The organism is Peribacillus sp. FSL P2-0133 (assembly GCF_037975445.1).
Taxonomy (GTDB): domain Bacteria; phylum Bacillota; class Bacilli; order Bacillales; family DSM-1321; genus Peribacillus; species Peribacillus simplex_E.
Genome location: NZ_CP150254.1, coordinates 73,214 through 98,575, shown reverse-complemented (window position 1 = coordinate 98,575; position 25,362 = coordinate 73,214). Strand labels below are relative to the sequence as shown.

Annotated in this window: 16 protein-coding genes, 9 tRNA genes and 4 rRNA genes; all 29 read right to left on the bottom strand. The window is 44.5% G+C overall.

From position 1 onward, the window contains the following. Positions 1 to 167 precede the first annotated feature (167 nt). A 16S ribosomal RNA gene (locus tag MKY17_RS00540) occupies positions 168 to 1,718 on the bottom strand. A gap of 158 nt (positions 1,719 to 1,876) precedes the next feature. Next, a tRNA-Ala gene (locus MKY17_RS00535) sits at positions 1,877 to 1,952 on the bottom strand. Between the two features lie 10 nt (positions 1,953 to 1,962). Next, a tRNA-Pro gene (locus tag MKY17_RS00530) sits at positions 1,963 to 2,039 on the bottom strand. An 8-nt stretch (positions 2,040 to 2,047) separates the two neighbouring features. Beyond that, a tRNA-Arg gene (locus tag MKY17_RS00525) sits at positions 2,048 to 2,124 on the bottom strand. A 16-nt stretch (positions 2,125 to 2,140) separates the two neighbouring features. Then, positions 2,141 to 2,229: transfer RNA gene (locus MKY17_RS00520), tRNA-Leu, on the bottom strand. Positions 2,230 to 2,241: 12 nt separating this feature from the next. After that, positions 2,242 to 2,316, bottom strand: a tRNA-Gly gene (locus MKY17_RS00515). Between the two features lie 5 nt (positions 2,317 to 2,321). Beyond that, positions 2,322 to 2,403, bottom strand: a tRNA-Leu gene (locus MKY17_RS00510). A gap of 9 nt (positions 2,404 to 2,412) precedes the next feature. Next, a tRNA-Lys gene (locus tag MKY17_RS00505) sits at positions 2,413 to 2,488 on the bottom strand. A gap of 42 nt (positions 2,489 to 2,530) precedes the next feature. Further along, positions 2,531 to 2,606 (bottom strand) — tRNA-Thr (locus MKY17_RS00500). Between the two features lie 11 nt (positions 2,607 to 2,617). Then, positions 2,618 to 2,693 (bottom strand) — tRNA-Val (locus MKY17_RS00495). Between the two features lie 10 nt (positions 2,694 to 2,703). Continuing rightward, positions 2,704 to 2,819, bottom strand: a 5S ribosomal RNA gene (gene rrf / locus MKY17_RS00490). Between the two features lie 64 nt (positions 2,820 to 2,883). Beyond that, a 23S ribosomal RNA gene (locus MKY17_RS00485) occupies positions 2,884 to 5,816 on the bottom strand. A gap of 175 nt (positions 5,817 to 5,991) precedes the next feature. Continuing rightward, positions 5,992 to 7,542: ribosomal RNA gene (locus MKY17_RS00480) — 16S ribosomal RNA — on the bottom strand. Together the 16S, 23S and 5S rRNA genes with 9 tRNA genes alongside form the textbook arrangement of a ribosomal RNA operon. Positions 7,543 to 7,965: 423 nt before the next feature. Further along, on the bottom strand, positions 7,966 to 9,465 hold the full coding sequence (gene lysS, locus MKY17_RS00475) for a lysine--tRNA ligase (RefSeq protein WP_179891136.1): 1,500 nt from the start codon (positions 9,463 to 9,465) through the stop codon (positions 7,966 to 7,968). Between the two features lie 189 nt (positions 9,466 to 9,654). Further along, the gene (dusB, locus tag MKY17_RS00470) at positions 9,655 to 10,653 is read right to left on the bottom strand and encodes a tRNA dihydrouridine synthase DusB (RefSeq protein WP_098372680.1); all 999 of its coding nucleotides are present in this window, start codon (positions 10,651 to 10,653) and stop codon (positions 9,655 to 9,657) included. A gap of 23 nt (positions 10,654 to 10,676) precedes the next feature. Next, positions 10,677 to 10,889, bottom strand: coding sequence for a helix-turn-helix transcriptional regulator (locus MKY17_RS00465; RefSeq protein WP_098372679.1), 213 nt, complete (start codon positions 10,887 to 10,889; stop codon positions 10,677 to 10,679). Then, entirely contained in the window at positions 10,841 to 11,368 is a 528-nt protein-coding gene (folK, locus tag MKY17_RS00460; RefSeq protein WP_098372678.1) for a 2-amino-4-hydroxy-6-hydroxymethyldihydropteridine diphosphokinase, read from the bottom strand. Before folK ends, MKY17_RS00465 begins: the two co-directional genes overlap by 49 nt. Before the next feature lie 2 nt (positions 11,369 to 11,370). Then, positions 11,371 to 11,730, bottom strand: coding sequence for a dihydroneopterin aldolase (gene folB, locus MKY17_RS00455; protein WP_098372677.1), 360 nt, complete (start codon positions 11,728 to 11,730; stop codon positions 11,371 to 11,373). A gap of 1 nt (position 11,731) precedes the next feature. After that, entirely contained in the window at positions 11,732 to 12,568 is an 837-nt protein-coding gene (folP, locus tag MKY17_RS00450; protein ID WP_098372676.1) for a dihydropteroate synthase, read from the bottom strand. A 163-nt stretch (positions 12,569 to 12,731) separates the two neighbouring features. After that, positions 12,732 to 13,658, bottom strand: a complete 927-nt coding sequence (cysK, locus tag MKY17_RS00445; protein ID WP_076372979.1) for a cysteine synthase A — start codon at positions 13,656 to 13,658, stop codon at positions 12,732 to 12,734. A 130-nt stretch (positions 13,659 to 13,788) separates the two neighbouring features. Beyond that, positions 13,789 to 14,685, bottom strand: a complete 897-nt coding sequence (locus MKY17_RS00440; RefSeq protein ID WP_339201205.1) for a peptidyl-prolyl cis-trans isomerase — start codon at positions 14,683 to 14,685, stop codon at positions 13,789 to 13,791. An 18-nt stretch (positions 14,686 to 14,703) separates the two neighbouring features. Beyond that, entirely contained in the window at positions 14,704 to 15,585 is an 882-nt protein-coding gene (hslO, locus tag MKY17_RS00435) for an Hsp33 family molecular chaperone HslO (RefSeq protein WP_098372674.1), read from the bottom strand. A 26-nt stretch (positions 15,586 to 15,611) separates the two neighbouring features. Then, positions 15,612 to 16,391: a type III pantothenate kinase gene (locus MKY17_RS00430; RefSeq protein WP_098372673.1), complete on the bottom strand. Its 780-nt coding sequence runs from the start codon at positions 16,389 to 16,391 to the stop codon at positions 15,612 to 15,614. Between the two features lie 168 nt (positions 16,392 to 16,559). Beyond that, complete coding sequence (ftsH, locus tag MKY17_RS00425) at positions 16,560 to 18,620, bottom strand: ATP-dependent zinc metalloprotease FtsH (protein ID WP_098372672.1); 2,061 nt, start codon at positions 18,618 to 18,620, stop codon at positions 16,560 to 16,562. A 117-nt stretch (positions 18,621 to 18,737) separates the two neighbouring features. Next, on the bottom strand, positions 18,738 to 19,277 hold the full coding sequence (hpt, locus tag MKY17_RS00420) for a hypoxanthine phosphoribosyltransferase (RefSeq protein ID WP_076373001.1): 540 nt from the start codon (positions 19,275 to 19,277) through the stop codon (positions 18,738 to 18,740). 32 nt (positions 19,278 to 19,309) lie between these two features. After that, the gene (tilS, locus tag MKY17_RS00415; protein ID WP_098372671.1) at positions 19,310 to 20,704 is read right to left on the bottom strand and encodes a tRNA lysidine(34) synthetase TilS; all 1,395 of its coding nucleotides are present in this window, start codon (positions 20,702 to 20,704) and stop codon (positions 19,310 to 19,312) included. 93 nt (positions 20,705 to 20,797) lie between these two features. Further along, positions 20,798 to 21,796, bottom strand: coding sequence for a protein kinase family protein (locus MKY17_RS00410; RefSeq protein WP_339201203.1), 999 nt, complete (start codon positions 21,794 to 21,796; stop codon positions 20,798 to 20,800). After that, the gene (locus tag MKY17_RS00405; RefSeq protein WP_063235926.1) at positions 21,762 to 22,499 is read right to left on the bottom strand and encodes a VWA domain-containing protein; all 738 of its coding nucleotides are present in this window, start codon (positions 22,497 to 22,499) and stop codon (positions 21,762 to 21,764) included. Before MKY17_RS00405 ends, MKY17_RS00410 begins: the two co-directional genes overlap by 35 nt. 200 nt (positions 22,500 to 22,699) lie before the next feature. Further along, positions 22,700 to 25,174: a stage II sporulation protein E gene (gene spoIIE / locus MKY17_RS00400; RefSeq protein WP_098372670.1), complete on the bottom strand. Its 2,475-nt coding sequence runs from the start codon at positions 25,172 to 25,174 to the stop codon at positions 22,700 to 22,702. Positions 25,175 to 25,362: the final 188 nt, after the last annotated feature.

Genomic DNA, 25,362 nt, shown 5'->3' with positions numbered 1-25,362 from the left:
AGTCTTACAGATGCTTTGAAAAAAATTAATTGCCTTCTATCTATTATCTAGTTTTCAAGGAACAAAGCAGAAAGAATCCATCACATCGTGATGCTTCTCTTTCCTATTTGAATGAATTACTCATTCAAAACTGAACAAAACAAAAGCGCTCTCGTAATTATCCTTAGAAAGGAGGTGATCCAGCCGCACCTTCCGATACGGCTACCTTGTTACGACTTCACCCCAATCATCTGTCCCACCTTAGGCGGCTGGCTCCATAAAGGTTACCTCACCGACTTCGGGTGTTACAAACTCTCGTGGTGTGACGGGCGGTGTGTACAAGGCCCGGGAACGTATTCACCGCGGCATGCTGATCCGCGATTACTAGCGATTCCGGCTTCATGCAGGCGAGTTGCAGCCTGCAATCCGAACTGAGAATGGCTTTATGGGATTCGCTTACCTTCGCAGGTTTGCAGCCCTTTGTACCATCCATTGTAGCACGTGTGTAGCCCAGGTCATAAGGGGCATGATGATTTGACGTCATCCCCACCTTCCTCCGGTTTGTCACCGGCAGTCACCTTAGAGTGCCCAACTGAATGCTGGCAACTAAGATCAAGGGTTGCGCTCGTTGCGGGACTTAACCCAACATCTCACGACACGAGCTGACGACAACCATGCACCACCTGTCACTCTGTCCCCCGAAGGGGAAAGCCCTATCTCTAGGGTTGTCAGAGGATGTCAAGACCTGGTAAGGTTCTTCGCGTTGCTTCGAATTAAACCACATGCTCCACCGCTTGTGCGGGCCCCCGTCAATTCCTTTGAGTTTCAGCCTTGCGGCCGTACTCCCCAGGCGGAGTGCTTAATGCGTTAGCTGCAGCACTAAAGGGCGGAAACCCTCTAACACTTAGCACTCATCGTTTACGGCGTGGACTACCAGGGTATCTAATCCTGTTTGCTCCCCACGCTTTCGCGCCTCAGTGTCAGTTACAGACCAGAAAGTCGCCTTCGCCACTGGTGTTCCTCCAAATCTCTACGCATTTCACCGCTACACTTGGAATTCCACTTTCCTCTTCTGCACTCAAGTTCCCCAGTTTCCAATGACCCTCCACGGTTGAGCCGTGGGCTTTCACATCAGACTTAAGGAACCACCTGCGCGCGCTTTACGCCCAATAATTCCGGACAACGCTTGCCACCTACGTATTACCGCGGCTGCTGGCACGTAGTTAGCCGTGGCTTTCTGGTTAGGTACCGTCAAGGTACCAGCAGTTACTCTGGTACTTGTTCTTCCCTAACAACAGAACTTTACGACCCGAAGGCCTTCTTCGTTCACGCGGCGTTGCTCCGTCAGACTTTCGTCCATTGCGGAAGATTCCCTACTGCTGCCTCCCGTAGGAGTCTGGGCCGTGTCTCAGTCCCAGTGTGGCCGATCACCCTCTCAGGTCGGCTACGCATCGTCGCCTTGGTGAGCCATTACCTCACCAACTAGCTAATGCGCCGCGGGCCCATCTATAAGTGACAGCGTAAACCGTCTTTCCATCTTCTCTCATGCGAGAAAAGAACGTATCCGGTATTAGCTCCGGTTTCCCGAAGTTATCCCAGTCTTATAGGCAGGTTGCCCACGTGTTACTCACCCGTCCGCCGCTAATCTCAGGGAGCAAGCTCCCATCGATTCGCTCGACTTGCATGTATTAGGCACGCCGCCAGCGTTCGTCCTGAGCCAGGATCAAACTCTCCGAAGAAATGTTTGACTTGCTCATTTGCTTTTTTGATAGTGTGTGCTCACTTAAAATTTAACGTTGGCGCTTTGTTTTGTTCAGTTTTCAAAGAGCAATTTGACTCTTCTTAAAGAATCAACTTTCTTATCATATCAAAGCCAAATGGGCTTGTCAAGTTTTTTTGGTGGAGCCTAGCGGGATCGAACCGCTGACCTCCTGCGTGCAAGGCAGGCGCTCTCCCAGCTGAGCTAAGGCCCCAAAAAAATCATGGTCGGGAAGACAGGATTCGAACCTGCGACCCCTTGGTCCCAAACCAAGTGCTCTACCAAGCTGAGCTACTTCCCGAAAAAATATGGTGCGCCCGGCGGGAGTCGAACCTACAACCTTCTGATTCGTAGTCAGATGCTCTATCCAATTGAGCTACGGGCGCATATTAAGATGAAAGATGGTGCCGAGGACCGGAATCGAACCGGTACGGTAGTCACCTACCGCAGGATTTTAAGTCCTGTGCGTCTGCCAGTTCCGCCACCCCGGCATAAATAAATAGTGGAGCGGAAGACGGGATTCGAACCCGCGACCCCAACCTTGGCAAGGTTGTATTCTACCACTGAACTACTTCCGCGAACATGCGGGTGAAGGGACTTGAACCCCCACGCCTTGCGGCGCCAGATCCTAAGTCTGGTGCGTCTGCCAATTCCGCCACACCCGCATAATAAAATGGTGAGCCATGAAGGATTCGAACCTTCGACCCTCTGATTAAAAGTCAGATGCTCTACCAACTGAGCTAATGGCTCATATATACTATTTATATATGCTATATCAAGCTTGTATGAAAATGGTGCCGGCAAGAGGACTTGAACCCCCAACCTACTGATTACAAGTCAGTTGCTCTACCAGTTGAGCTACACCGGCAAGTGTAAAAATGGTGGAGGATGACGGGATCGAACCGCCGACCCTCTGCTTGTAAGGCAGATGCTCTCCCAGCTGAGCTAATCCTCCATATATAACTGCTTGGCGGCGTCCTACTCTCACAGGGGGAAACCCCCAACTACCATCGGCGCTGAAGAGCTTAACTGCCGTGTTCGGAATGGGAACGGGTGTGACCTCTTCGCTATCGCCACCAAACATAAAAGGAACGTTGTTCCTTCAAAACTAGATAATAAGAAGGTATTTCATTTTTTAAAAAGCGTTGGTTAAGTCCTCGATCTATTAGTATCAGTCAGCTCCACATGTCGCCACGCTTCCACCTCTGACCTATCAACCTGATCATCTTTCAGGGATCTTACTAGCTTGCGCCATGGGAAATCTCATCTTGAGGGGGGCTTCATGCTTAGATGCTTTCAGCACTTATCCCGTCCGCACGTAGCTACCCAGCTATGCCTTTGGCAAGACAACTGGTACACCAGCGGTGCGTCCATCCCGGTCCTCTCGTACTAAGGACAGCTCCTCTCAAATTTCCTGCGCCCGCGACGGATAGGGACCGAACTGTCTCACGACGTTCTGAACCCAGCTCGCGTACCGCTTTAATGGGCGAACAGCCCAACCCTTGGGACCGACTACAGCCCCAGGATGCGATGAGCCGACATCGAGGTGCCAAACCTCCCCGTCGATGTGGACTCTTGGGGGAGATAAGCCTGTTATCCCCGGGGTAGCTTTTATCCGTTGAGCGATGGCCCTTCCATGCGGAACCACCGGATCACTAAGCCCGACTTTCGTCCCTGCTCGACTTGTAGGTCTCGCAGTCAAGCTCCCTTGTGCCTTTACACTCTACGAATGATTTCCAACCATTCTGAGGGAACCTTTGGGCGCCTCCGTTACTCTTTAGGAGGCGACCGCCCCAGTCAAACTGCCCACCTGACACTGTCTCCCACCCCGATAAGGGGCGCGGGTTAGAATTTCAATACAGCCAGGGTAGTATCCCACCAACGCCTCCACCGAAGCTAGCGCTCCGGCTTCTCAGGCTCCTACCTATCCTGTACAAGCTGTACCAAAATTCAATATCAGGCTGCAGTAAAGCTCCACGGGGTCTTTCCGTCCTGTCGCGGGTAACCTGCATCTTCACAGGTACTATAATTTCACCGAGTCTCTCGTTGAGACAGTGCCCAGATCGTTACACCTTTCGTGCGGGTCGGAACTTACCCGACAAGGAATTTCGCTACCTTAGGACCGTTATAGTTACGGCCGCCGTTTACTGGGGCTTCGGTTCAAAGCTTCGCTTGCGCTAACCTCTCCCCTTAACCTTCCAGCACCGGGCAGGTGTCAGCCCCTATACTTCGCCTTGCGGCTTCGCAGAGACCTGTGTTTTTGCTAAACAGTCGCCTGGGCCTATTCACTGCGGCTTTTCTGGGCTATTCACCCTAAAAAGCACCCCTTCTCCCGAAGTTACGGGGTCATTTTGCCGAGTTCCTTAACGAGAGTTCTCTCGCACACCTTAGGATTCTCTCCTCGCCTACCTGTGTCGGTTTGCGGTACGGGCACCTTACATCTCACTAGAGGCTTTTCTTGGCAGCGTGGAATCAGGAACTTCGGTACTATATTTCCCTCGCCATCACAGCTCCGCCTTAATGGAAACGGGATTTGCCTCGTTTCCGGCCTAACTGCTTGGACGCGCATATCCAACAGCGCGCTTACCCTATCCTTCTGCGTCCCCCCATCGTTCAAACGATGTATAGGTGGTACAGGAATATCAACCTGTTGTCCATCGCCTACGCCTTTCGGCCTCGGCTTAGGTCCCGACTAACCCTGAGCGGACGAGCCTTCCTCAGGAAACCTTAGGCATTCGGTGGAAGGGATTCTCACCCTTCTTTCGCTACTCATACCGGCATTCTCACTTCTAAGCGCTCCACCAGTCCTTCCGGTCTGACTTCAACGCCCTTAGAACGCTCTCCTACCATCGACACCTAATGGTGTCAATCCACAGCTTCGGTGATACGTTTAGCCCCGGTACATTTTCGGCGCGGAGTCACTCGACCAGTGAGCTATTACGCACTCTTTAAATGGTGGCTGCTTCTAAGCCAACATCCTGGTTGTCTAAGCAACTCCACATCCTTTTCCACTTAACGTATACTTTGGGACCTTAGCTGGTGGTCTGGGCTGTTTCCCTTTCGACTACGGATCTTATCACTCGCAGTCTGACTCCCAAGAATAAGTATTTGGCATTCGGAGTTTGACTGAATTCGGTAACCCGTTGGGGGCCCCTAGTCCAATCAGTGCTCTACCTCCAATACTCTCATCTTGAGGCTAGCCCTAAAGCTATTTCGGAGAGAACCAGCTATCTCCAGGTTCGATTGGAATTTCTCCGCTACCCACACCTCATCCCCGCACTTTTCAACGTGCGTGGGTTCGGGCCTCCATTCAGTGTTACCTGAACTTCACCCTGGACATGGGTAGATCACCTGGTTTCGGGTCTACGACCTCATACTCATTCGCCCTATTCAGACTCGCTTTCGCTGCGGCTCCGTCTCATCAACTTAACCTCGCATGAAATCGTAACTCGCCGGTTCATTCTACAAAAGGCACGCCATTACCCATTAACGGGCTTTGACTACTTGTAGGCACACGGTTTCAGGATCTATTTCACTCCCCTTCCGGGGTGCTTTTCACCTTTCCCTCACGGTACTGGTTCACTATCGGTCACTAGGGAGTATTTAGCCTTGGGAGATGGTCCTCCCTGCTTCCGACGGGATTTCTCGTGTCCCGCCGTACTCAGGATCCACTCAGGAGGGAACGAAGTTTCAACTACAGGGTTTTTACCTTCTTCGACGGACCTTTCCAGATCACTTCATTTACCCCGTTCCTTTGTAACTCCATGTTGAGTGTCCTACAACCCCAAGAGGCAAGCCTCTTGGTTTGGGCTAATTCCGTTTCGCTCGCCGCTACTCAGGAAATCGCGTTTGCTTTCTCTTCCTCCGGGTACTTAGATGTTTCAGTTCCCCGGGTCTGCCTTCAGTACCCTATGTATTCAGGTAAAGATACTGTTCCATTACGAACAGTGGGTTTCCCCATTCGGAAATCTCCGGATCAAAGCTTACTTACAGCTCCCCGAAGCATATCGGTGTTAGTCCCGTCCTTCATCGGCTCCTAGTGCCAAGGCATCCACCGTGCGCCCTTTCTAACTTAACCGTTAAAAAAGTCTTACAGATGCTTTGAAAAAAATTAATTGCCTTCTATCTATTATCTAGTTTTCAAGGAACAAAGCAGAAAGAATCCATCACATCGTGATGCTTCTCTTTCCTATTTGAATGAATTACTCATTCAAAACTGAACAAAACAAAAGCGCTCTCGTAATTATCCTTAGAAAGGAGGTGATCCAGCCGCACCTTCCGATACGGCTACCTTGTTACGACTTCACCCCAATCATCTGTCCCACCTTAGGCGGCTGGCTCCATAAAGGTTACCTCACCGACTTCGGGTGTTACAAACTCTCGTGGTGTGACGGGCGGTGTGTACAAGGCCCGGGAACGTATTCACCGCGGCATGCTGATCCGCGATTACTAGCGATTCCGGCTTCATGCAGGCGAGTTGCAGCCTGCAATCCGAACTGAGAATGGCTTTATGGGATTCGCTTACCTTCGCAGGTTTGCAGCCCTTTGTACCATCCATTGTAGCACGTGTGTAGCCCAGGTCATAAGGGGCATGATGATTTGACGTCATCCCCACCTTCCTCCGGTTTGTCACCGGCAGTCACCTTAGAGTGCCCAACTGAATGCTGGCAACTAAGATCAAGGGTTGCGCTCGTTGCGGGACTTAACCCAACATCTCACGACACGAGCTGACGACAACCATGCACCACCTGTCACTCTGTCCCCCGAAGGGGAAAGCCCTATCTCTAGGGTTGTCAGAGGATGTCAAGACCTGGTAAGGTTCTTCGCGTTGCTTCGAATTAAACCACATGCTCCACCGCTTGTGCGGGCCCCCGTCAATTCCTTTGAGTTTCAGCCTTGCGGCCGTACTCCCCAGGCGGAGTGCTTAATGCGTTAGCTGCAGCACTAAAGGGCGGAAACCCTCTAACACTTAGCACTCATCGTTTACGGCGTGGACTACCAGGGTATCTAATCCTGTTTGCTCCCCACGCTTTCGCGCCTCAGTGTCAGTTACAGACCAGAAAGTCGCCTTCGCCACTGGTGTTCCTCCAAATCTCTACGCATTTCACCGCTACACTTGGAATTCCACTTTCCTCTTCTGCACTCAAGTTCCCCAGTTTCCAATGACCCTCCACGGTTGAGCCGTGGGCTTTCACATCAGACTTAAGGAACCACCTGCGCGCGCTTTACGCCCAATAATTCCGGACAACGCTTGCCACCTACGTATTACCGCGGCTGCTGGCACGTAGTTAGCCGTGGCTTTCTGGTTAGGTACCGTCAAGGTACCAGCAGTTACTCTGGTACTTGTTCTTCCCTAACAACAGAACTTTACGACCCGAAGGCCTTCTTCGTTCACGCGGCGTTGCTCCGTCAGACTTTCGTCCATTGCGGAAGATTCCCTACTGCTGCCTCCCGTAGGAGTCTGGGCCGTGTCTCAGTCCCAGTGTGGCCGATCACCCTCTCAGGTCGGCTACGCATCGTCGCCTTGGTGAGCCATTACCTCACCAACTAGCTAATGCGCCGCGGGCCCATCTATAAGTGACAGCGTAAACCGTCTTTCCATCTTCTCTCATGCGAGAAAAGAACGTATCCGGTATTAGCTCCGGTTTCCCGAAGTTATCCCAGTCTTATAGGCAGGTTGCCCACGTGTTACTCACCCGTCCGCCGCTAATCTCAGGGAGCAAGCTCCCATCGATTCGCTCGACTTGCATGTATTAGGCACGCCGCCAGCGTTCGTCCTGAGCCAGGATCAAACTCTCCGAAGAAATGTTTGACTTGCTCATTTGCTTTTTTGATAGTGTGTGCTCACTTAAAATTTAACGTTGGCGCTTTGTTTTGTTCAGTTTTCAAAGAGCAATATCTTTCGGAACAGCTTATTTATAATAACATTTTCATTACTGCAAGTCAACAACTTTTTAAAACTTTTTAAAAGTTTGTAATCTGTTTGCAACTCGTTCGTAACGACAGATATAAATATAACACCATTACGTTAAGTGCGCAATACCTTTTTTAAAGTTTTTTTGAGATAATGTTGTTTTTCTTTCAAGCCCTAGAATCCACTCTATTAAAAGACATGAAATTATAATAAAAAAACAAAAAACCGAATGGGACATACCAGGATCATGAGCTACGCCCAATGATCCCAGCCATCCGAATTCGGCCTGCAATCAATATTCATTTTGCTTATATTAGCGATGTCTCATCAACGGGAATAACAGGACGTCACGTATAGACGGAGAATTGGTCAATAGCATAACCAAACGGTCAACACCAATTCCAAGTCCGCCAGTTGGCGGCATTCCATATTCTAACGCCTCCAAGAAATCTTCATCCATTTCATGGGCTTCATCATTACCTTGCTCTCGTTCTTTTAATTGAGCTTCAAAGCGTTGACGTTGATCAATAGGGTCGTTTAGTTCCGTGAAGGCATTTGCATGCTCCCTACCAACAATAAATAACTCAAAACGATCTGTGAAACGGGAATCTTCCGGATTTTTCTTTGCTAAAGGAGAGATTTCCACTGGATGGCCATAGATGAATGTAGGTTGAATCAACTTATCTTCTACCCTTTGTTCAAAGAATTCATTTACGATATGGCCGAACTCCATGGATTCCTTAACTTCAATCCCATTTTCTTTAGCAAGCTGCTGGGCTTCTTCTTTACTCATTTGAGTCCAGAAGTCCACACCAGTATATTCTTTTACAGCATCAACCATGTGAAGTCGTTTCCATTCCGGCTTTAACTCTATCTCATACTCCCCATACTGGATGGTAGTCGTCCCCAGAACTTCTTGAGCGATATGGGCAATCAGGTTTTCCGTTAAACTCATGATATCTTGGTAATCCGCATATGCCTCGTATAATTCGATCAATGTGAATTCAGGATTGTGTCTTGTGGATACTCCTTCATTTCTGAAAACCCGGCCAATTTCATAAACTTTCTCCAATCCGCCGACGATTAAGCGTTTTAGATGAAGTTCGATGGCAATCCTTAAATTCAAAGGCATATCCAAGGCATTATGGTGAGTAAGGAAAGGGCGTGCTGCAGCTCCACCAGCAACAGAGTGCAGTAGAGGCGTTTCCACTTCAAGGTATCCATGATCGTCCAAATACCGTCTCATGGCTTGTACAATACGACTGCGCATTATCAATGTGTTTTTGCTTTCCTCATTTGTAATTAAATCGACATAACGCTTCCGGTAACGCTCTTCAACATCCTTTAGGCCATGAAATTTATCAGGCAACGGACGAAGCGCTTTAGCAAGGAACACATATTCTTTAGCTTTAATGGAAAGTTCCCCGACTTTCGTTTTGAAAATAACGCCAGTTACCCCTACGATATCGCCAAGATCCGTTTGGTTGAAAATTTGGTAAGAATCTTCTCCTATGTTATCTAAACGGACGTAGATTTGGATTTGACCGCTAATATCCTGGATATGGGCAAATCCCGCTTTCCCTTTTCCACGCTTCGTCATGACACGGCCAGCGATCGTAACTTCAATTTCTTTTTCTTCAAGATCTTCTTTTTCTAATTCACCATAAGCACTGACTATCTCCTGAGTGTTATGTGTGCGCTCGAATCTGCTCCCGAAAGGGTCTTGTCCATTATCCATCATGGCCTGCATTTTATCGCGCCTTACCTGCAGTTGGTCATTCAATTCTTCATGACTCACGAAAATCATCTCCATCTTTATTAATAAATGCATTATATAATTAATCAGAAATTCTTTTGCATACATATTTATTCTTACATAAAGTAAAGGAATTCAACAGCTTTTTATCTTAAAACATTGTTTTATGTACATATAAAAACTGCCAGGATTACTGGCAGTTTAAGATAAGCGTATTATAGGAAAATAGGAAGGTAATGTCAAACATCAGACCATTTGGATATTTTGTTGCTTCGCTTCTATATCATCAACAAGTCCATATAGAAGGCTAACAACATCTTCCCTTGTTTCACAATCATTAATCCCTTTACGAGCCTTAGCATTCCCTTTAACACCTTTTAAATACCAAGAAGCATGCTTACGCATTTCACGAACAGCAACATTTTCATTTTTCAACGCAATTAGACGATCCATATGAAGCACGCAAACGTCCATCTTTTCACGAACGGACGGTTCATCCATCAGTTGACCGGTTTCTAGATATTTTACAGTACGGTATATCATCCACGGGTTACCTAGAGCTGCACGGCCGATCATGACTCCATCAACACCCGTTTCCTTCAGCATTCTTTCCGCATCCTGTGGAGTTTCCACATCACCGTTACCGATAAGGGGAATATTAATTGATTTCTTCACTTCACGGATGATGTCCCAGTTAGCTTTTCCTTCATACATTTGAACTCGTGTTCTGCCATGCATGGAAACAGCTTTACCACCTGCGCGTTCAACAGCCTGGGCATTTTGAATCGCAAAAACGTGCTCATCATCCCAGCCTATGCGCATTTTCACCGTTACCGGCTTTTCAACAGCATCAACCACCGCTGAAACCATCTCATAAATTTTGTTTGGATCGAGAAGCCACTTTGCACCCGCATCACATTTAGTGATTTTAGGAACAGGGCAGCCCATGTTGATATCAATGATGTCAGCATTTGTATTTTTATCTACAAATTGTGCTGCTTCGACCAAAGATTTCTTTTCTCCGCCAAAAATTTGCAAACTTAACGGCTTTTCTCTTTCATCTATATAAAGCATATTCATCGTTCTAGCATTTTGTAAAACGATTCCCTTGTCACTGACCATCTCCGCACAAACAAGGCCAGCACCAAATTCCTTGACGGTCAAGCGGAATGCCGAGTTACAGACTCCCGCCATCGGTGCTAGCACTACCGGATTCTTCATTTCTATATTGCCTATTTTTAACACGGTGTGCCTCCTATAACATTCTTTCATTTATCCTCAGGTGGCTGAAGCTCCTCAATGGAAACATGAAGAACTTCCGCCACTTCCAGTAAAAATGCTTCTGAAGGGATGCGGTTCCCTCGTTCGACTTCTCCTAACAAGGAAACGGAAACGCCTATTTCTCTCGCAAACCCTTCCTGGGTATAACCCTTTAACTTTCGAAAAGCGCGAATACGCCTTCCCCATTTTTCACCTTCCATAATCGAACTCCTTCTTTATCCGAAATCTGTTCAAGCAGGTCGCTCAAAGGTGCATGCATTAGCGGAAGTGATATATCAGGGTCCACTTCCATTAAAGGCACGATAACAAAAGCCCTCTCGTGCATACGAGGGTGCGGTACTGAAAGAATCTCCGTCTCAATATTTTCATGATTATATAACAAAATGTCAAGGTCTAAAGTACGGGGACCCCACCTAATTTCCCTTTTTCTCCCTAATTCTTGTTCAATTTCCATACAAGCGTGAAGTAATTTTTCGGGTTCCAAATCGGTATTCACTTTAAGGACAGCATTTAAAAAACAGTCCTGATCTTCATATCCTATCGGGTCTGTTTCATATAAAGAAGAGCATGCAACCAACTTGATATGCGGATTTTCAGACAATAATTGGAAAGCCCTTTGGAATGTTTCAAGGCGATCCCCTAAGTTCGACCCTATTGAAAGGTAAGCGATATTTACCACAATCAGCGTCCCCTTACAATCTCTATAGCAACCGAATCATAGTGACCTGCTATTGGAGGATCTGGTTTATAAACCTTCACGGTGCATGTCTCAATGGAAGAATATTCATTAAGTAGTTCAGAGGCAATTTTTTCAGCAACAGCTTCCACTAACTTAAAAGGTTTTCCCTCAACAACACCTTTACACACTTCATATAACTCACCATAGTTGATTGAGTCTTCAAGGTTGTCACTTTTCCCAGCCTTGGCTAAGTCAGTATGGACGATTAAATCCACTTTAAACCGCTGACCAAGCTTCGTTTCTTCCGGAAAAACTCCATGATAACCGTAAAACTCCATTTTATTCACATATATCTTATCCATTTCATTCACCTTTTCCTAATAGAGCATCCATCATCTTTGCAGTCCGTGCCATTTCCTTCACATCATGTACACGAACCATTTGACAGCCTTGTTGAATGCCATGGCAGATCGTGGCGGCTGTTCCTTCCATCCGCTCACTAGGCGGCAGGTCCAGAACATGTCCAATCATGGACTTTCTTGATGTGGCTAGCAGTACAGGATATCCTAATGATACAAGCTTATCAAGATTCCTCATCATTTCCAAATTTAACTTTAAATCTTTCGCAAAGCCAATTCCCGGATCGAGAATGATGTTTTCATCCTTGACTCCCGCATCCTTTACCAACATGATGCTTTCGAATAAATCTTGAAGTACATCACGAACAAAATGTCCATAACTCATATTATCCCTGTTATGCATCAAGATAATCGGCACCTTATATTCCGCAGCAACCTTTGACATCAAGGAATCGGCCTTACCTCCCCAAATGTCATTTAATATATGTGCTCCTGCTTTTACCGCCGCCTCGGCTACTCTTGATTTATACGTATCGACCGATATTGGTACCTCAATATTACGGGATATAGCTTCAATAATCGGGGCGACTCTCTCTATTTCCTCTTCATCCGATATCCTCTCATAGTTAGGACGGGTGGACTCTCCGCCTACATCCAATATATCCGCTCCGTCGTTGACCATCCGTTCGGCATGCTTCAAAGCAGCATCTATCCGATTATATTTCCCGCCATCCGAAAAGGAGTCTGGCGTAACATTCAAAATCCCCATAATTAAGGTTTTATTGCTGTAATCCAAATCAAATGAACCGCATTTTATTTTTGACGCTCCAGCTAATGACATCCAACGTTCTCCTTCACCTAAAGAAATCTATATATACGAGTTTACCCATTTACATAGGCATAGCGCAAGTTCCATGAAGATATGGAACGCTTCTGCAGACTTTACTACAAAAAGAAAAGCAAAGCCCCTAAGGAACTTCGCTTCTAGTTTTTAGTGTCTTGTCTTACTCAAAGTTATATAATGGCGTACTTAAGTAGCGTTCACCATTACTTGGTATGATAGCAAGTACCTTTTTACCTTTTCCCAGTTTGTCAGCCACTTTAATGGCAGCTGCAATTGCGCCACCAGAAGAAATTCCACCAAGGATTCCTTCCTCTTTTGCTGCACGGCGGGCATAATCAAAAGATTCCTCTGTATTGACTTGAATGATTTCGTCATAGAGATCTGTATTCAAAATACTCGGGACGAAGCCTGCACCGATTCCTTGGATTTTATGAGGTCCTGGAGTCCCACCCGATAATACTGGAGAGTCTGCAGGCTCAACAGCGTAAATCTTAATGTCAGGGTATTTTTCACGCAGCACTTCACCAGCACCTGTTATGGTTCCGCCAGTACCGATTCCGGCAACGAATGCATCCAGACCTTCATCACCAAATGCTTCAACGATTTCAGGTCCTGTAGTATTCCGATGAACTTCAGGGTTGGCTACATTCTCGAATTGCTGTGGAATGAAATAACCTTTTTCTTTAGACAGCTCAGTCGCCTTTGCGATTGCACCCTTCATTCCTTCAGGTCCGGGAGTAAGAACTAATTCTGCGCCATAAGCACGAAGCAAGTTACGGCGTTCCAAGCTCATCGTCTCCGGCATAACCAGAATTGATTTATAGCCCTTTGCCGCTGCTACCATCGCAAGTCCTATTCCAGTATTCCCGCTTGTAGGTTCAATGATCGTATCACCTGGCTTAAGGGTACCATTTTTTTCTGCCGCTTCGATCATCGCAAGGGCGATACGGTCTTTTACACTACTGCCTGGGTTAAAATACTCAAGTTTCAGATAGATATCTGCACTGTTTTCATTTTGAAGCTTGTTTAACTTCACAATAGGTGTTTGTCCAATTAAATCGATTACAGAATTAGCTATACGTGCCATTTTCTCCACTCCTTATCATTTCAAATACCGAGTATGTTTATTGGTTTTATAAATTTAAAGTTACCAGTTTTTATTGTTCATTGTCAATGATTTTATACTATATTCTAAATTTTCTCACACAACCATTGACCTACTTTTTTTCTTTCAATCCATAAAACCATTCTACATCAAATTCGTCCCAGAAAATTTTCCCTGAGACCGGTGCCTGAATCTGTTCAAGAGCTATTTGGCGGTGAATCTTGTCTTTAACTTCATCATATTCATACTGCTTGCCCTCTATTCTTTCATGCAGATAGATAATTGCCCAGCCTTCTTCCGTTTGAATCGGATCACTCCACTTATTTACCTTCAAATTCTCGGCAGCGGTAATGTATTCCTTGGAGACTTGCTCGTTATCCTGTGATATATAACCCATGTCGCCTCCTTGATTGGCAGTGAATTCATCAAGGGACTTTTCCATCGCTAAGACATCAAAGGAGACGCCTTTCTCCAGTTCACGTACGATTTGGTCCGCTTGCTTTTTTGTAGACGAGGTAATATGAGAAATATGGAAAGCAGTAGGGATTCTGTAGATATCCTTATTATTATCATAATGATTCCGCATTGCCGTTTCGGAGACCGAAACGTCCTTGGTGAGGAGCTTCTCGAGGAGGAGACTCGACTGAATTTCCTGCCTCAGTTGATCGTTACTTTTATTAAGGTTCTGACCGGCAGTCCCATACATCGTTTTCATCATTTTAAGTTCCCGATCAAGCTCTTCATCCGAAATTTTCACTTTGTATTTTTCAGCTGCCTGTTTCACGACCTCTTTATCGACCATTTCCTCAAGTACATCTTCCCCATATCTTTTTTCGAGCTCATTAATCCATGCGTCCCGGGAAATATCCTTGGATCCAACCTTTGCGGCCGTTTCTTCCCCGATGACGGATTTTGAAATGATTAGTGGTTTTATGACAAAGATAATGATAGTCAATAGGTTCAACAAGGCAAGGGCAGCAATAATCGCCCGAAGCTTTTGTTTTGGCAAACCCTTATCCCCCGTATATTATTTTTTGGTTTCCGCTTCTAGTTCCTCGAGTTCTTCCTTCGAGAATTGGTAGGTCTGATTACAAAAATGACAATGTGCTTCCGCTTGTCCATCTGTATCAATGATATCCCGAATCTCAGCTTGCCCTAGGCTAATCAATGCATTTGCAATTCTTTCCTTAGAACATTGACAGGAGAATTGGACATCCATTTTTTCTAGTATATTCACATTGCCCTCACCTAAAATTTCGGTTAGGATTTCTTCAGGAGTCATGCCGCTTTGAATCATCTTAGAAACAGGAGTTATCGTGCTTAGCCGATTTTCGATTTTTGTAATCGTATCTTCGGATGTACCCGGCATCAACTGGATGATGAATCCACCCGCTGCAAGGATTGAATTATCCGGATTAACTAGGACCCCAACCCCCACAGATGAAGGCACCTGTTCGGATGTAACAAAGTAATATGTGAAATCTTCACCTAATTCTCCCGATACAAGCGGTACCTGACCTGAAAAGTAATCACGAAGACCGATATCTTTGACAACAGTCAACAATCCATCGGTACCCACCGCTTTCCTTACATCAAGCTTTCCTTGCTCATTCAAATCAAAGTGAGTTTGCGGGTGAGTGACATATCCGCGGACTTCTCCCTTTGCATTGCTGTCGACCAGGATGGAACCAATCGGTCCACCGCCCTCGATTTTAATCGTCAGCTTTTCTTCACCTTTTAACATTCCACCCATCATAACGCCTGCCGTCATCGCCCGTCCAAGGGCAGCTGAAGCAGTAGGCCATGTATAATGGCGCCGCTGAGCTTCTCCTACCGTGTCTGTTGTTGAAACAGCATATGCCCGAACCTGTCCCTCATAACCTAACGCCTTTATTAGATAATCCTTCATTTATTTTGCTCCTTTCATGCTTTGTGTTACTTCTTCACTTGCTCACGATTACGTTTATAAATCAACTGCAACCCCTTCAAAGTCAAAAATGGCTCCACTACGTCAATCACAGTAGACTCATTGGCAATTAAGGTAGCCAATCCACCTGTTGCTATTACCGTCGGTTCTAGATTACTTTGCTCCTTAATTCGATTAACGATTCCTTCTACCTGTCCAACATACCCATACAAAATACCAGCCTGCATGGCGGACACCGTATTTTTCCCAATAATCCCTTCTGGCCGACTGATTTCTATTCTTGGAAGTTTGGCTGCCTTTGAATAAAGTGCTTCAGTAGAAATATTTATACCCGGAGCAATGGCTCCGCCCATGTATTGTTTATCCTCATTTATATAGCAATATGTAGTTGCCGTGCCAAAGTCCACGATAATGAGAGGACTTCCATATTCCTGGATGCCTGCGACGGCATTAACGATTCGGTCCGCACCCACCTCACGGGGATTCTCGTATTTAATATTCAATCCAGTTTTTATTCCAGGTCCAACTATAAGCGGTTTAATTCCAAAGTATTTTTTGCACATGCGTTCAAGCGCAAACATAATTGGTGGAACTACCGAAGAAATGATGATTCCATCAAATTGATCAAACGAAAGACCTTCATGTTGCAGCAAAGACTTTATGACCATTCCATACTCATCTTCTGTCTTGTGACGGTTAGTCTCAATTCGCCAATGATATTTTAAAATATCTTCATCGTATACGCCCAATACAGTATTCGTATTCCCAACATCCAATACAAAAATCATCGTTTCATCACTCCGGTAAATTATTCTCCAACATCATACCACACTGTTATTTTACCACGCTATTAGTCGCACTTTTCGAAAGGTATCCCAGAAACTTCATCATATTTAATTCAAGAGTGAAGAAAAGGGTATTTCCGAGGCGGAAATACCCTTTTGAATTCAGTCAACTTAAGACTTTTTATTGTCATCTTCGTTCGGGAAGGAAAGCGGCTGATCTTGAGGCGCACCTTCTTTGATTGGAGGAGTATTCAATCCTTCCTCCGTTATTTCAAGGTCCTCAGGTCCTCTCTTATCCAATGGATCTAATAGGGCCTCTTTTTCTTCCTTCTTCGTATTGATGTTCACCTTGACATTCTCATCAGTGGTTAAATTCCCATTAAGGGCTGTATAATCCCGTTCTGGCAATTTACCATTATGGAATAAACTTTTGATTTGTTCAGCATCAAGTGTTTCCACTTCAAGCAAGGTTTTTGCAACCAAATCAAGTTTTTCACGATTTTCAGTAAGAATCGTCTTACATCTTTCGTAAGCTTCCTTGATGATACGTTGAATTTCAAGATCAATTTCATATGCTATTGCATCTGAATAGTTTTGATCATTGTTGAAATCTCGGCCTAGGAAGACCTGACCTTGTGAATTACCAAATTGAAGTGGTCCGAGTTTACTCATGCCATATTCCATAACCATGCTCCGAGCTATGCCCGTTGCACGTTGGAAGTCGTTATGCGCACCGGTACTCACTTCTCCGAATGTAACTTCTTCGGCTACACGGCCACCCAATAGACCTACGATTTTATCTTTAAGCTCAGGTTCCGTCATGAAGAAACGATCTTCTTTCGGCAGCATAACTGCATAACCGCCAGCTTGACCACGAGGGACAATCGTAACTTTATGAACGACTTCGGCATCATCCAGAACCAATCCAATAATGGTATGGCCTGCTTCATGCCACGCTACGATATTTCTTTCCTTTTTGGAAATGACACGGTTTTTCTTGGCAGGTCCAGCGATAACGCGATCCGAAGCTTCATCCAAATCGGACATGTCGATCTTCTTCTTATCTTGACGAGCAGCTACAAGCGCCGCTTCATTCAGTAAGTTTTCAAGATCTGCACCAGAAAATCCTGGAGTACGCTGAGCGATCGCTTTCAAATCGACCGTTTCTGCTAATGGTTTATTACGTGCATGCACCTTCAGAACTTCTTCACGGCCCTTAACATCAGGGCGGCCTACCGTTATTTGACGGTCAAAACGTCCTGGACGCAATAAAGCTGGATCCAATACATCAGCACGGTTAGTCGCGGCGATGATTATGATTCCTTCATTACCACCGAAACCATCCATTTCCACCAGTAGTTGGTTCAATGTCTGTTCACGTTCATCGTGACCGCCACCAAGACCTGCGCCACGTTGACGTCCGACTGCATCAATTTCATCGATAAAGATGATACATGGTGCATTCTTCTTAGCATTTTCAAACAAATCACGAACACGGGATGCACCGACGCCCACAAACATTTCAACAAAATCAGAACCACTGATTGAGAAGAAAGGAGTTCCGGCTTCACCAGCCACTGCTCGTGCAAGTAAAGTTTTACCTGTACCAGGAGGCCCAACTAAAAGTACCCCTTTAGGAATACGGGCTCCAAGCTCGGCATATTTGCGAGGATCTTTCAAGAATTCAACAACCTCGACAAGTTCCTGCTTTTCTTCGTCCGCTCCGGCAACATCATTGAAGCGTACTTTTTTCTTATCATCATTATACAATTTCGCCTTACTTTTCCCGAAGTTCATGACGCGGCCACCACCGCCGCCCTGAGCTTGGTTAAGTAAAAAGAAGAAGAGGATAAAAATGATTACAAATGGAATGATGGAAGTGAAAAATGTCACCCAGCCACTTGTTTTTTCTGGAGGTTCAACAGTGATGATGTCCTTACCCAATTTGGTTACGGCATCATTGATTCTACTTTGAGAATATTCACTGAAAGGCACGTACGTCACAAAGAATTTGTTTTCCTCATAACCTTTGAGCTTTCCTGTGATTTCAAATACACTGCTTTCGGGCTGCATCGTCAGTGCAGTAACATCCCCATTCTCCAAATGCTTATAGAATTCATCTTGGGTCATTTTCTCCGTTGGTTCATTGTTATTATTAAAAATGCTTACAATCCCAATGATGACCAAAAAGATCAGTAAATAAAATATGGTATTACGGAAGATCCGATTCATCCCTTACCTCCTCCCACGGGTAAACAAACTATAGTAAATACTATCATACAAAATTAATGAATTACAATAATTTAACACCGCTGTTTTTATCTGGTCTTTTCTTTCAAACAGGTACGATTAATTCGAGTAAATTTCAGGCTTCAATATGCCAATATACGGGAGATTACGATACTTTTCCGCAAAATCAAGACCATATCCGACAACAAATGCATCCGGAACGATGAACCCGGCATAATCCGGAGTGATATCCGCTTTCCTGCCTGTTGGTTTATCCAATAAGGTAACGATTTTAATTGATTTTGCTTTTCGATAACGGAAAAGTTCCGCAAGATAGCTAAGAGTCAAACCGCTGTCGATAATATCTTCGATGATTAAAATATCCCGGCCTTCAACCGATGTATCAAGATCTTTGATGATTTTCACTTCACCGGAAGATACAGTGGAGTTACCATAGCTTGAAACATCCATAAAGTCCATTTCAAGATGTGTATCCACACGTTTCAGTAGATCTGACATAAATGGCATGGCGCCTTTCAGCACTCCGATGGCCAACGGGAACTTACCTTGGTAATCAGCTTCAAGCTGCGCACCCAATTCCCTGATTTTTTTTTGAAGTTCTTCCTCCGATATTAAAACCTTTTCAATGTCGTTTTGCATGGTCATTGTAATTAATTGCCCCCCAAGAAGAATTAAGCTTTTTTATATTCTAAGTAGATTAAAGATTTTTCATCAGAAATTATATCCGGCTCAATATTCGATTTCTTTAAACCAGGTAGCCAAATGGCCGTTCCCGTTTGATCGATGATGACCGGCCACACATTTCTTTCTAGCATCGGGATCTTTTCATTGATAAAAATATCCTTTAACTTTTTAGTTCCACCCAATCCCTTGACGGCCATCCGTTCGCCTTCATTCCTGGTTCGGACTGTAAGAGGAAACTGAACAGCTGATTCGGGAAGAATAAAAGAATGATTTCCTCTAAGTACCGGAATTTCTTCTTTTATATAGTGCGCTTTAATCTTATATCCATTCGGAAGAATAGTCTCACCGGGAATTTGTAAATTAAGGGAATATTTAAGGCTTTTTTGCCGAAAAAATCTAAAAGTGCAAATTTGATATGATTTTTCCGCAATAAGGCCCTCCGGAAGATGCAATTCTGCAGATGGTTGAGGATTCAAAAACAAAACTAAAAGTTGGTCAATATGTAATGCCGAAAGCGATGAAGGTCTCTCCAAATAAAGATAGTTTAATATTAGTTGAATCGCCCTTCTTTGTAAAGGTTTAGGCATCGCGAGAACCTTATCAATCTGAATAACCGCTTGATCTTTATCCTGTTGGATCCAAACCTCGGACATTTTGCTTGAAACCATGTTCAAAAAAAACTCTTCATCTTCATAAAGCTCTTCACTGAATCGTTGAAAATGCTCATGAACCTTTCTATTTTCTTTCTTTAAAAATGGAAGGATTTCATGTCTAAAACGATTTCTTGCATAGACACCCGTTTCATTGCTCGGATCAAACCTTGGTTCAATATTATGAAGGCCCGCATATTCGATTATTTGGCTTTTCGTGATCTCAAGAAAAGGCCTGATCAGATTCCCGGTATGGAACCGTCTCTTTATAGGAATTCCTGCTCTTGCCTTACCTGTCGCCCCTCTTGTTAAACGCATGAGCATCGTTTCTATTTGATCATCTCCATGATGCCCCAGGACAAGCGTGGAGGCTTGATGCTTATCCATCATTTCTTCATAGAAAGCAAAACGCAACTTTCTTGACGTTATTTGTGAACTTTCCCCCGTCTGCTCCATCCGGGCAGGAACATCGATCCTTTTCCCCTCGAATGTAATGCCCCACCGTTCACAAATATGCTCGACATATTTGTAATCCTCATAGGATTCTTCCCCTCGAAACATATGGTCAACACTTGCAACGATCATCTCGTAATGAAAAAGAGGTTGAATTTCCTTAAGGATATGGAGAAGCACCAATGAGTCCGGTCCTCCGGAAACGCCTATTAGCAACTTCGAGTGTTCCTTAATCAATTCGTTTCTATAAATGGTGCTCAGAACTTTTTCCTTTAACATACAATCTTCCTTCTTTATGAACAGGCATTAGTTTTATACGATTCAATCATGAAATGGTTTCAACTATTCCATGGCATTCACCTAATAACTATATCATAACAACTGTTCATATATGTATAGAACATAGAGCATCGATATGATGGCAACCAGCAAAAAAGTTTCAAAAAATCCGCCACTTTTCTTTTTTGAACGGTTTTGGGACCTTCTTGCTTGTCTCGTTGCAGGTTGTATTGTTTGCGGCTGACCCGCCGCTGCCTGAGTCTGGCCCTTTTTCTTCGAATGATTTTGCTTACTTAGAACCGTGACCAAATCCTCCCGCATTTGGAGGGCTGAATCATACTGCCCGTGGAGTGCTTTATCTAGCATCTTCCTATACGGGTTCAATTCCTTTTTCTGCTTAATCAGGTCGTTAAGCTGTCTATACCCCTCCCCTTTCTTGTGGAAACGTCCAGGATAGGCCGAATTGATTATAATCATCGCCACAGCGAACAAGTCATATTGCGGATCGGCCTTTCTTGATCCAAGTCCCCAGTAACCCCTGTCAAAGAACTCAGTGAATTCTTTAACAGATCGCCCGATTAAGGTGGTTCCGCCAACATCCACGCACCGTACCTTATAGGCTGGTGAAGTCACGATCAAATTCTCAGGTTTTAAATCCCCGAACACCCATCCATTGGTATGCAAGGCAGACAAGCTTGTTAAAAGCTGAAGCATTAAGACTCCAATCCATGATGACCCTTTTTTATCGATGAAACGCAAAAAATCGTGTCCGTGGATATATTCCATGACATAAAAAGGGAGCTGCTTTCCTGTTTTCATGAAATCATCCGCTTCCAAAAAGGAAGGCCCAAGGGTAGACCCCTGGACCTTTGAAAAGGATTTTAGGATATTCATCTCCGAAATAATGGACGTCCCATTATCACTGAGCTTTAAAGCATAATGACGATTTCCGCTTTCAACCAAATAGACGATCCCGTTCGCTCCACACCCCAATTCCTTAATTATTTTGTACTGATTTTTATTCCATTTTCCAGTGACCAAACTGCCAGGCAGGAGTTTACATTGATTCCTCAAAGTATTGTTCATCATCATGTGATAACAATCCCCTCAATGAACGTTTTTTATTGAAATATGTCAAAGCTTCACGAATGGCCGGACCTGTCGGAGTGAGTCCCCCTGTACTAAGCTTAGGAAAAGTTGCCGTCAAGGCTTCAAGGTTCGGGGTCCAATCCAGCAACTTTTCAACGTCATTTCTTTTCCCAGGAAATACGAATACGGAAAAACGGCTGTCACCCATTCTTGCATTCATACTAAGGGAAAGATCTAATAAGGAATCTTTTACTGTAGGCAGTTTATGTTTCATGCTTGCACTTGTATCAACAAGAATCAGTACTTCGAGCTTGCTTGTTTCCCCAAGCTCATCGACCACCTCCATCACTTCTCCTCGTTTATCAGGCGGAAGATCCTCCATCGTTTTTGAATCTCCAAGTATTTGTTGAAGTTCACGATTGATAACTCCCTGTATAGTTTGAGTCATTGCCTTTTGAGTCACCATTTGGACGGTTTGGGACAACTGCTGAGCATAGACTATTTGACTTACGCCACCTCCAGAACCAGCAATCTTCTCAATTTCCTTAAGCCCTTTTTCATCTATCACATCATTTTCCATGACACCTATGACATTGATGGTTATGCCTTGCTCCCTTGCTAATTCAGCCATGGCAGACGGTTCTTCACCATGATTTGAACATCCGTCGGTTATAAGCAAAATCTGTCTTAATGTTCCTGCTTTCATGTTTTGCTCTCCCTTCCTATCAATTTGTTACCATAATTGACTAAAAAAGGGGAAATTATACGCCAAGGACATCGCATCAAGTCACATCATGGAGTGAAGTGATTGAAAAGAGTTCAACCCTTTACCTTTTATCCGTCTTCCATTTCTCCACCTCATTTTGGTTTTATTTATTTTATTTATATTATTTATATAAACGGCCCCTACTGGGCCTTTTTACGTTTTGGAGAAACGGGAATGGATGCCCATTTCGGTGTGTTATGCTTAATTTTCGATGTAACCACTGTCATGTCATCATCTATGATCCCTTTTGTTCGGATGACCTCTTCCAATATTAAATCAGAGATTTCCTGTGGATCGTCTGTTTCCATTTCCTTGATTTTTCGTTTAAGCCAGAACTCGATATTTTCGACATGTGAAGGGCCATCGAACACACCATCGCTCATCATGATTAATATGTCCCCTGCCTTCAGCTCTTCTGATACAACATCAACATCGAAATCCTGGATGATTCCCATAGGAAGGTTACTTGATTCAATTTTTATTATCCTATCCCCCCTTTTAATGAAACTCGGTATCGAACAGATTTTTAAAAACTTAGCCCTTGCGTCCTGAAGATCAATCATTGCCAAATCAAGAGTCGAAAATATTTCATCGGTAGTGCGTAGAGATAATACGGAGTTTACGGATTTAATGGCTATTTTTTCTTCTATTCCCGATTGTAAAAATTTTTGTAGCAGCTTCAATGTCTCTGTACTTTCAAAATGGGCCCTTTCCCCATTTCCCATTCCATCACTGATGGCTATCGCAAATTTGCCGCAGCCAATTTCCATGGTCGTATAACTATCTCCTGATACAAGCCCTCCCCCCTTGGCAGCATGAGCCACACCCGTTTCGACCGTGAATTTTTTTGCTGACCTAAATATCACCTCACATTGCCCGTTTGGATATGTTGCACACTCTTCTGAATGAACGACTATCGTTTCACCTAAAATGTCAGAAAGCATGGGTGCAATCAACTTTTCACATTCCCCTCTGCCCTGGCAGTATGGGACACTCATCTCTATATCAACATTTCCTTGTTCTAGACTGTATATTTCAACATGACCTATGTGCAGGCCAAAATCCTGGATGGCTTCCAAAATGGATTCTTCATGTACATGATGATTCTTCCTTTCCCTTTGAATTTCTTTCGCAAAATCATCCATTACTGCCGAAACGCCCCGCAGTTGATCCGCCACTAGTTTCCGACTTTCCTTCACCTGCCTTTTTAATTTTTGGTTAGCTTCAAAATAAGTAAGTTCCTGTGCTATCGCCCCAATGACCTGAGGCCCGCGGCTACAATATTTCCCCCATTCTTTCGACGTTTTTTGGGGGAGCTGACCATTATTTTCACTTAATTGAAGCATAATTTCCTGCATGCCGTCATAGGTTGTATTAAAGTTCTTGGACCAGCATTGTTCCTTCTTAAAACAAAGCTGGCACGTCTTTTCCGTTACATTACTTAAGAAGTAGTCGAATTCTTTCTCATCTTCCTCCAATCTCCCCCTTTCATCCACTTGGGAAAAGCTATTTGAGAGCGCCTCAAATACATGTGAGAATTGCTCCACCCTTTGAGCGGTGACATCCCTCACTTTTCGGGCATACTGCTGTTGTTCATCAGAATTCTCGACTGTTCCCGGTATATGTTTCGCTATTTTGTTGATTATGGATGACGGTGTCAATATAAATAGGGCTACAGCTATAAGTGATTCATAAAGGGTCACCATAATATTATTGGTGCCCTCACCATATAAACCTATCAGTAATGTAGCAATCAAGAGGCCGCTAGCAACCCCTATCTTCCTTCCCTCCTTCAACAAACCTCCCAGAAGCCCTGAAAATGCGAGAAGGCTCATTTGATAAAGACTTGCAATACTTGCCAAGCTGAATATCAATCCAGTAACTACACCTACAGTGGAGCCTATGGCGGCCCCTCCCGCCAGCCCGAAGAGGAGGACCAGGTATCGCGAGAATATATGGTCGAGTGATAAATCGTATATCATCCAGCCGATGGTTCCGGTCATCACCGAAGCCAGCAGGATGATGATGCTGACGATTTCCTCCGTCTTTAATGATTGGGACTTTGTCCGAATGGTCAGCATCGGGATTGATTGTATGAAGATTAAGGTTAAAATCATTGCGAGTCCCGCCTCTACCCCTATCATCATCAAGTCGTACAGCTGAATCGTTCGAAATACCAGATATTGCTCGGCCAGGTTGACCAGGAATAGTGAAGCAAAGACGTACATCGACATTGTCTTGAATTGTCCTTCCACGGCGGGCCTCTTGATCTTATGAAATAACAGGAGCAGGAACGCCGATGCAAAGATGACTAAACTATTCGAATAGTGAACGGTCAGCCCACCTGCAATCAATCCGAATAAAGCCAGTGGAGCCCTATCACGCCTCATGAGGAAAACGGCTGCGAAAAACGGAAGTCCAAATGGTGCAAGCTGCGAAAGAATCAAAGCCCGTCCTAATAAAAAACCGATAATTGCTAAAGAGATACCTTTTTTTATGAATATGTCTTCCGACTTCATTTGCAGTTGTTGGATCCAATTGATGGCCCCTTCCTTCGCTTCTTTTAATTGAACATCTCCAAGAGGTTCCATCATAGGTCTTTCTACTTTTTCCATTTCAACACCCCATTCGTATTAGTGGTTTTTATTATATAGAGGGCTTGTCTATTTTTTTGTCAGAATTTTATAAGCGGATAAGAAAAACGTTCGACGAAATTCTTCTTGAACAATCATTTGTATACAGGTTTTTGTACCTTTTTTTTCAATACGAAAACAGGTGTTCTTTTTTTTTTGAAGAAAAGCAA